2 protein-coding genes are annotated in these 2,993 nt (G+C 76.3%); both read right to left on the reverse strand.

The features are described 5' to 3' along the window. Nucleotides 1-74 precede the first annotated feature (74 nt). Complete coding sequence (locus ABZ885_RS38440) at nucleotides 75-1,007, reverse strand: DUF2797 domain-containing protein (RefSeq protein WP_360199429.1); 933 nt, start codon at nucleotides 1,005-1,007, stop codon at nucleotides 75-77. Nucleotides 1,008-1,169: 162 nt separating this feature from the next. After that, the gene (locus ABZ885_RS38445; RefSeq protein ID WP_360199431.1) at nucleotides 1,170-2,924 is read right to left on the reverse strand and encodes a penicillin acylase family protein; all 1,755 of its coding nucleotides are present in this window, start codon (nucleotides 2,922-2,924) and stop codon (nucleotides 1,170-1,172) included. Nucleotides 2,925-2,993: the final 69 nt, after the last annotated feature.

The following is a 2,993-nucleotide window of genomic DNA, read 5'->3' on the forward strand; positions in this document are numbered from 1 at the left end:
CGCTGCGCGGCCGGCTGGGCTGAGGCCGGGCACCCCCGGCCCGCCGGGAACAGCACCCTCGGCCGCGCCGCCGGTCAGAACAGCGCCTCCTGGGTGTCCGCCTCCTGCGGGCGCAGCCGGGGCCGTACGGTCACGCCCGCGGTGGCGCGGCCGGGTGCCGGGGTGAGCGTCCAGCCGGTGAGCAGGCGGGTGTCGAGCAGCAGCGGTTCGGCGTCGTCGGGCTGGTCGAGCAGCAGGTAGCGCCCGATCGGCGGGCGCAGCGTCCCGGCGACGACGGCGCCGTCGGCCAGCGCGTCGATCTGCCCGTAGGCGGCCGGGGCGCCGTCGGCCAGGCCGTAGAGGGCGACGTGGTCGGTGACGGGGTGGCCGGGGAGCAGTTCCACCGCGTGCCCGTCCAGCAGCCGGTGGGCCCGTTCGCGGGCGTCGGTGAGGACGGTGCGGCGGTGCGCGGCGTCGCCGTGCCGCCACCAGCGCTCGGTCTTGGCCTTGCCGGTGAACCGCTCGCGGGCCAGACCGGAGGCGGCGACGGTGAGTTCGGCCCGGCGGACGGCCGGGAGGCTGCCGCGGGCGGCGAACGTCCAGGCGAGCGCACCCTGTTCGAGCAGCCGGGTGGTGCCGCGCTGCTCGCTGGTCAGCCCCACCTTCAGCAGCCCCTCGCCGAACCAGGCGAGGTAGAGGCGGTAGGTGCGCCCGTCGTCGAGGATCTGGTCCCGGGCGAGGGCCAGCCCGCGGTCGACGCTCTGGCAGGCGGGGCACTGGACGGCGCCGCCGTCCGGCTCGATGACGGCGTGGTGCGGGCAGGGCGTCCGTTCGGTGGCCCCGGGCAGCCAGGCGCCGGTGCAGCGGCGCGGTCCGGCGAGCAGCCAGCCGACCGGGGTGCCCGGCTCGGCCACCCGCTCGTGCCGCCGGTGCCCGTGGACGGCGCTCAGCAACGGGCGTCCGTCCTGCCAGTGCAGTCCGGTGGAGATCCAGCCGCCCGCCGCCGGCCGCGGTGCGTTCACGCCCACGCGCCCGCCTCCCCTCGCTCGTCGTCCGTCCGCGGACCTGCTCCGCCCGCGGAGCCGCCTCGTCCGCGGACCTGCCTCGTCCACGGACCTGCGAGGCTACCCGCCACCTCGGACAACCGGGGTGGCGGGCGGCCTCGCGGGGCCGGCGGGCGGCCGGCCCGGTCAGCGGACCAGGGTGGTCACCCGGAGGTGCGGGGCCGCGTTGATCTCGGCCTCGGTGAACCGTTCCGTGACCCACGCCTTGCGGGCGAACAGGCGGGTCTGGTCGGTGTAGTGCGGCGAGGCCGGGTCGGCGGACTCGCCGTAGGTGAGCAGGGTCCGGGTGCGCGGCCCCTGCGGCGTCAGTTCGGTGGCCATCACGAAGCTGGAGCCGTGCGGCACCGCCGCCAGGTCGGCGGGCCGGGTGCCGCCGCCCTCGCCCGAGGCGGGCCCGGCGGTGAGGACGTTGAAGCAGCCGTACCCGCCGCCGCAGCCGTTCAGCGGGATGCCCGCCCAGCGCTGGACCAGGCCGATCGGCGCGTCGACCGGGACGCCGTCGGCGGCCAGCTGCCGGACGGCGTCCGCCAGCGCGCGCTGTGCGGCCGGGTTCCCGCCGTCGATCCCGCGCGGGGTGGTCAGCGGCTGCGCCGGGTCGTACGGGACGCGCTGCCAGGCGGGCGGGCCGCTGCGGGCCAGTGCCCGCTGGAAGGCCTGCCAGAGCACGGTGCCCCGGCTGTCGGCGTCGGCCCGGGTGTCCCAGGCGGCGAGCACCGCGCAGGCGGCCCGGAGGTCGACCGCGGTGCCGTCGGTCGCGGTCGCCGTGGGGTGGCTGCGGCACATCGCGACGGCGTCGTCGCGGTACAGCTCGGCCGTGTACACGCGGTCCCCGAACATCGTGGCCTGGAGGGTGGGCAGGGTGAAGCCCGGGGCGCCGAGCCCGTCGCGGCCGGCCCGGCGGTCGGCGATCATCTGCAGGCCCAGCTGGGCGCGCGGACCGATCCGGGTGCCGTTGTCGTAGCCGGCCGGCAGGCCGGACAGCGGCGCGTCCGTGTTGGTCAGGTAGGGGCCGTTGTTCGAGTTGGCGACGGAGTCGGTGCGGCTCAGAGCCGGGTGGGCGGCGGGCCCGTGGAGGCCGGGCACCAGGGCGTCCGGGTCGCTGCCCCAGGCGCAGGCGGTGGTCGAGCCGTCGAGGACCTGCCCGAACTCCGGGGTCGGCGCGGCGCACCGGGCGGCCTGCTCGTCGGTGACGTGCGGGACGGCCGAGCTGTCGGTGAAGTACGCCGTGCCGCCGGTGTCGGTGGCGATCGTGTACGTCCAGGGCACGCCCTGGTAGGTGCGCTGGGCCTGCTTGAGCTGGTCGAGGTTCTGGGCCTTGCCGATGGCGAGCCACTCGTTCATCGAGCGCAGGTTGCCGGCGTTGGCGTCGCGCAGGGCGTAGGCGTGCTCGGTGGTCCACCCCTCGGCGAGCACCGGCCCGTACCGGGAGTCGTAGCGCGTGCGGGTGACGGTGGACACCGTGCCGTCGGCGGCCCGGACCGGGACCTGGACTCTGCGGACGGTCATCTGCTCGGCCTTGCCGTCGACCAGGTAGCGGGTCGGGTCGCCCGGGACGAGCGCGAGCCGGTAGACGGAGGCGTGCTCGGCGTAGCTGGTGGTGTGCGTCCAGGCCAGGCCGCGGGTGTGGCCGATCTCGACCAGCGGGGTGCCGTAGAGGCCCGCGCCGGCGACGTCCATGACGCCGGGGACGGTGAGCTGGACCTGGTAGAAGCGCTCGCTGCCGGCCCAGGGGAGGTGGGGGTTGGCCAGCAGCATCGAGGTGCCGTCGCGGGTGGCGTCGCGGCCGAGGGCCCAGCCGTTGCTGCCCAGGTCGGCGGCCTCGGCGTCGGCCCGCGCACCGTCGGCCCGCGCACCGTCGGCCCGGGCACTGCCGGACCTCACAACTGTGCGAACAGGTTTACGGCGATAGGCATAAGTATGCACTACACCGTATGAAACTCAAAAACCCCG

It is taken from the genome of Kitasatospora sp. NPDC047058 (genome assembly GCF_040643935.1).
Taxonomy (GTDB): Bacteria; Actinomycetota; Actinomycetes; order Streptomycetales; family Streptomycetaceae; genus Kitasatospora.